General features: G+C 37.9%; 3 protein-coding genes and 1 pseudogene. All 4 read left to right on the forward strand.

Going from position 1 to position 6319, the window contains the following annotated elements; all coding sequences use genetic code 11:
• The first annotated feature begins 400 nt into the window (after positions 1-400).
• Positions 401-1045, forward strand: coding sequence for a TetR/AcrR family transcriptional regulator (locus tag F968_RS18935; RefSeq protein ID WP_004795798.1), 645 nt, complete (start codon positions 401-403; stop codon positions 1043-1045).
• Between the two features lie 81 nt (positions 1046-1126).
• Positions 1127-2104 carry an acrylyl-CoA reductase (NADPH) gene (locus F968_RS18940; RefSeq protein ID WP_004795799.1) on the forward strand — a complete coding sequence of 326 codons (978 nt, stop codon included), beginning with the start codon at positions 1127-1129 and terminating at the stop codon, positions 2102-2104.
• 93 nt (positions 2105-2197) lie between these two features.
• Positions 2198-3419 (forward strand): annotated as a pseudogene (locus tag F968_RS18945) (IS256 family transposase).
• Positions 3420-3461: 42 nt separating this feature from the next.
• Positions 3462-6128, forward strand: coding sequence for an excinuclease ABC subunit UvrA (locus F968_RS18955; protein WP_034596936.1), 2667 nt, complete (start codon positions 3462-3464; stop codon positions 6126-6128).
• Positions 6129-6319: the final 191 nt, after the last annotated feature.

Genomic DNA, 6319 nt, shown 5'->3' on the forward strand with positions numbered 1-6319 from the left:
CAATATTTCCGCGACTCATGAGTGCTCGGTTATATGCGGGCCAATTGGTTGTGAGGTAGATTTTGTGTGTAGGCTTCTTCATTTGAAAATTATATTGTGGAATAAGCCTTTAGAGATAGGTTTGTGCAACAAAGCCTTTTAGGTGTATCGGATTTAACTTATGTTTACCTAAAATCTAGTTTATAAATTATTTTTGCAATATATTTATTAATTTCAATATTTTGAAGAAAAATAATAGAAATTTATAAAAAATTAGTTCATGAACTTATAGGATTTTTAAGAGCATTTATATGAATGACTAAGTACTGTGAAAAAAGAGAACTAGATGAAGTTTAGATAAAATTTTCAATCAAATAATCTTATTGTTGATATTTCTAGTCACATAGTCTATTTTTATTATATGAATTATTCTTCCCCACCCAAAAGACCACGTGGTCGACCAACCAAACACGGTTGTAACTATGCAGACACTAAAGAAGTGTTAATCCACCGAGGTATCGAGTTACTGACCGAACGTGGAATGAATGCTATGAGCTTGGACGATCTCATGAAATCAGTCCAAGTTCCTAAAGGGTCTTTCTACCATTATTTTGTAAATAAAGAGGCTTTTATTTTAGAAGTCTTAGATGCTTATGAACTTTATTTTGTGAAGCGATTGAAAAAGTTTTTAAGTCAAACTGATCTTTCCCCACTAGAAAAGCTGCAAAATTTTGTAAAAGATGTGGGTGAAAAAATGCAAAAAAATGATTTTAAACGAGGTTGTATTTTAGGTAACTTAGGACAAGAAGTGTCGTATTTGCCACAAGAAATCATTGCCCGAATCGAAAGTATCTTTAAGGTATGGGAGAAATTAGTTTCTGATTGCCTACATCAGTCAAATTCACAATATAGCCTAGCTGATTGCGATGAAGCTGCTTATCAGTTTTGGATTGGGTGGGAAGGTGCAGTTCTAAGAGCACGTTTGGTCAAATCAATAAGTCCCTTAGATGCATTTTATCGCTTGTTTACTTTAGCTGTAAAACAACAAAATCACGTAAAAAGTTAATTAAAAAATAAATGCAGACATCTGTATTTATTTTTTAATTAATTCTAGACAAACAGTCTAATTAAATAGAGAGGAAGTTCTATGTACAAAGGTATTGTAATTACTAAAGATGAAGCAGGTTACACATCAAAAATTACTGAGATTGCATCAAAGCCTTTACAAGAAGGAGAGGTTAGAGTCGAAGTCAAATATTCAACACTCAATTATAAAGATGCTTTAGCCATTACTGGGCGTTCACCAGTGGTGCGTAGTTTTCCTTTGACCCCAGGAATCGACTTTTCGGGTGTTGTGATTGAATCAAAACATCCAGCATGGAAAGAAAGAGATGAAGTTCTACTAAATGGTTGGGGAGTGGGTGAAAAGTATTTTGGAGGGCTAGCCGAGCAAGTCACTGTTTCTGGTGATTGGCTCATACAAAAACCTTCTGCTTTTTCTTTTAAAGATACGATGGTTATTGGTACAGCAGGTTATACCGCAATGTTGTGTGTCATGGCTTTACAAAAACATGGTATTAAACCAAGTGATGGAAAAATTTTAGTGACAGGTGCAAATGGTGGAGTAGGTAGTATTGCCATTATTATTTTGAATCATCTTGGTTATGAGATTACAGCTTCAACTGGTCGACCTCAAGAGTCAGAATATTTAACCTATCTAGGTGCGAGTGAAATTATTGATCGTATTGAATTATCTTCCCCAGGAAAGCCATTAAACAAAGAAGTTTGGGCTGGCGTGATTGATACTGTTGGAAGCCATACTTTAGCCAATGCATGTGCTAGTATAAAATATCGTGGTGCAGTTGCTGCGTGTGGTTTGGCAGGCGGAATGGATTTTCCAGCAACAGTTGCTCCATTTATTCTAAGAGGGATCACCTTATATGGAATTGATAGCGTGATGGCACCAATCGAATTAAGAAAAGAAGCATGGGAACGTTTGGCTACAGAATTAGATCAAACAAAATTAGAAACAGTAACGACTGAAATTCAGTTAACAGATGCTTTAAATATTTCAAATGGAATTTTAGATGGAAAAATTCGAGGTAGAATTGTTGTACAGATATAGTTCAACAAAATGAGTTGTGGGACTGTTCTAAATTTTGTGTAAGTACTTAATTTTCATTTATCCTACTGAGGATAATAAAAAGAGGTACTTCACATGGATGAAGCTACAATCAAAAGTATGGCAGCTGAATTAGCTAAAGGTTTAAAAACTCCTGAATATTTAAACCAAATGACAGCCATATTTAAAAAGTTCATGATCGAAACCGCTCTGAATACTGAGCTTTCTGAACATTTAGGCTATGAAAAGCATCAACCTAAGAAAGGATCTAATGCACGTAATGGTTTTAGCTCCAAAACAGTTCTAACACAAGATGGGCAGCTTGCTTTAGATATCCTTCGTGATCGTGACGGATCTTTTGAACCACAGATTATTAAGAAGCATCAAACACGCATTACTAGCATGGATGATCAAATTCTTTCGCTATATGCGAAAGGAATGACAAATAGAGAAATTGTTGCTTTTTTTAAAGAAATGTACGATGTCGATGTATCTGTCTCCCTTATTAGTAAGGTGACGGATGCTGTCATTGAACAAGTGACAGAATGGCAAAATAGAACACTCGATAGTCTTTATCCTGTTGTCTATTTAGATTGTATTGTTGTTAAGGTTCGTCAGCATTCAACAGTAATCAATAAATCAGTTTATTTAGCATTAGGCATTAACCTGGATGGCCAAAAAGAACTTCTTGGCATGTGGTTTGCTCAAACAGAAGGTTCCAAATTCTGGCTGTCATTCATGACAGAGCTTAAAAATCGAGGAGTGCAAGATATTCTTGTAGCCTGCCTTGTGAAGCAGCGCTTCTCAGGACTAAAAGGCTTTCCTGATGCGATAGCCTCTGTCTACCCTCATACTGATCCAGCTGTGTATCGTACATGTTGTACGCAATAGCCTGAGATTTGTGAGCTGGAAGGACTACAAAGCTGTAACAGCAGGATTGAAGGCGATCTATCAGGCAAGTACAGAGGAAAATGCTTTAAAGTCCATAGATATCTTCTGCGATCAATGAAATCACCAGCATCCAGAAATTGGAGAATCTTGGCGTGCAAATTGGGAAAATATCCGAACGATCTTTAGCTATCCTGCTGAAATACGTCATGCGATTTATACAACAAATGCAATTGAATCATTGAATAGCGTGATCCGCCATTCAACTAAAAAGAGAAAGATCTTCTCTTCTGATGATTCAGTGAAAAAGGTCATTTATTTAGCAACTTCAAATGCTGCTAAAAAATGGACCATGCCAATTCAAAATTGGCGTTTAGCAATGAATTGGTTTACGATTCAGTTCGATGATCGATTAAAAGATCATTTATAAAAAATGGGACTAACACAAAATAATTTACAGGCTCGTAGAAACATGAAAATACATTCTTTTGGTGAACACAATAACATTACTTTATCTAATAATTGTATTGAAGTTCGAGGTGCACGTGAGCATAACCTTAAGGATGTAGATGTTTCTATCCCAAGAAATGCACTTGTTGTTTTCTCAGGTGTATCGGGTTCAGGAAAATCATCACTTGCTTTTGGAACTATTTTTGCTGAAGCACAAAGAAGATATTTCGAATCTGTTGCACCTTATGCAAGACGCTTAATAGATCAGGTCGGAGTACCAGATGTTGATGCTATTGATGGTCTACCACCAGCAGTAGCATTACAACAACAACGTGGTGCAAGTAATACCCGTTCTTCTGTTGGAAGTGTAACAACTTTATCAAGTCTCGTGCGAATGATTTATTCGCGTGCTGGTGCATATCCTGCCGATCAGCCAATGTTATATGCCGAGGACTTTTCACCGAACACTCCTCAAGGCGCTTGTCCTACCTGTCATGGTTTAGGTCACATTTATGAAGTTACAGAATCGATAATGGTTCCTGACCCAACACTGAGTATTCGTGAGAGAGCTATCGCATCATGGCCACCTGCTTGGCATGGGCAAAACTTACGCGATATCCTAGTAACCCTAGGGTATGATGTTGATCGACCATGGAAAGATTTACCGCAATCGGATAGAGACTGGATTTTATTTACTGAAGAAACCCCAACAGTTCCTGTCTATGCTGGTTTAAGCCCCGCTGAGACTCAATCTGCACTTAAACGTAAACTAGAACCCAGCTATATGGGCACTTTCACTGGTGCTCGTCGCTATGTTCTTCATACTTTTGCTAATACCCAAAGTACGTCGATGAAAAAACGTGTTTCACGTTTTATGGAAGGAAAAATATGCCCTTCCTGTCATGGTAAACGCCTTAAACCAGAAGCCTTATCTATTACCTTTGCTGGAATAGATATTGGTGAGTTTATGCAACTTTCTTTGGATAAGTTAACTTGCCTGCTTGAGCCCATTGTTCTTGGCAATTTCGACGCTCATGATGCTGGAGAAAAGACTAATAATAAAGTAACCCAACTTGATAGATCTGAACGAGCAACAACAGGTAGAGCAGTGCATTCTGTATCTCCAGATGTAAGACGTACGTCAGCACTTTCAGATGAAAAGAAAATTGCTGCCCAGCGTTTAGCAAATGGTGTGGTGGGGCGTTTAAATCAATTACGCCAGTTAGGTCTTGGTTATCTAACATTAGATAGAGCCACACCGACTCTTTCAGCGGGAGAGTTACAACGTTTGCGTTTAGCAACACAATTAAGTTCTATGCTATTTGGTGTAGTTTATGTACTGGATGAACCGTCTGCTGGATTACATCCTTCAGATAGTCAATCATTATATGATTCTCTCGATAAATTAAGAGACGCTGGAAACTCCGTATTTGTTGTAGAGCATGATTTAGAGCTCATGCGTCGTGCTCAATGGTTAGTGGATGTTGGACCAGATGCAGGAGAGCAAGGTGGTAATATTTTATATAGTGGAGTACCTCAGGATTTAAGTGAGATTTCAGCTTCACGTACTGCAAGTTATTTATTTAATAAAATCCCAGTTACTCAAAGTTATGGACGTACACCCTCTGGTTGGCTTGAACTTAACAATATTTACCGACATAACCTGCATAATATTGATGCTCGTATACCTCTTGGTGTACTTACAGCAGTTACAGGTATTTCAGGTTCAGGTAAATCTAGTCTCGTTTCTCAAGCTTTACCCGAGTTAGTACTTTCATATTTAGGCAATGAATCTGAAACTAAAAACAATAATGAAAATAATCCTTTAAATGAAGGAATGTTGGTTACCGAGGTTACACAGGGTTCTCTGGCTGGTGATGTGGAGGTTATACAGCGTCTGGTACAGGTTGATCAAAAACCAATTGGCCGTACTCCACGTTCTAATCTGGCAACTTATACGGGTTTATTTGATCATGTTAGAAAGTTATTTGCTGGGACTCCTGAAGCTCGCCAAGCTCATTATGATACTGGACGTTTTTCGTTTAATGTGGCTAAAGGGCGATGTGAAACTTGTGAAGGTGAAGGCTTTGTCAGTGTAGAATTATTGTTTATGCCAAGTGTATATGCCCCTTGTCCGACATGTCATGGTGCTCGATATAATGATGACACTCTGAAAATTCGCTGGAATGGACGTAATATTGCTGAAATATTAGGAATGACCGTCAATGAAGCACGTGATTTTTTTGATGGAGAGGTCTCGATTGCTCGTTCACTACAATTATTAAAGGAAATTGGCCTTGGTTATTTACGTTTAGGGCAACCAGCTACTGAACTATCTGGTGGAGAAGCGCAACGTATTAAATTGGCGACCGAGCTGCAACGCAATCAGCGTGGAAATACACTGTATATACTTGATGAGCCAACTACAGGTTTGCATCCATCAGATGTAGATCGATTGTTAGTTCAATTGCAGCGATTAGTCGATGCGGGTAATACCGTGGTTATGATTGAGCATGATATGCGTGCCGTTGCACAAGCAGATTGGGTGATTGATGTGGGACCAGGTGCTGGAAATGCTGGTGGGAATATTGTTGTGGCAGGAACACCAAAACAAATAACAGAAAATCAAGATAGCCGTACTGCTCCATATTTAGTTAATGAGTTAGTGAGTCGTGATACTAAACGTTGATATTGCGAGTGGGTAGAATAAAACATTAAATTAAAAGCCTGTAAAATCAATCGGATATTTTTTGTTTTAGGTGGTGTGTGAGCATGAAATCTAAAAGTTTTTTTCAACTAAGGGCTTTGTTGCACAAACCTATCTGTAACGGCTTTTTCAGCGATATAATTTTCAAATGAAGAAGCCTACACACAAAATCT

It is taken from the genome of Acinetobacter sp. NIPH 817 (assembly GCF_000368405.1).
In the GTDB taxonomy this organism is placed as follows: Bacteria; Pseudomonadota; Gammaproteobacteria; order Pseudomonadales; family Moraxellaceae; genus Acinetobacter.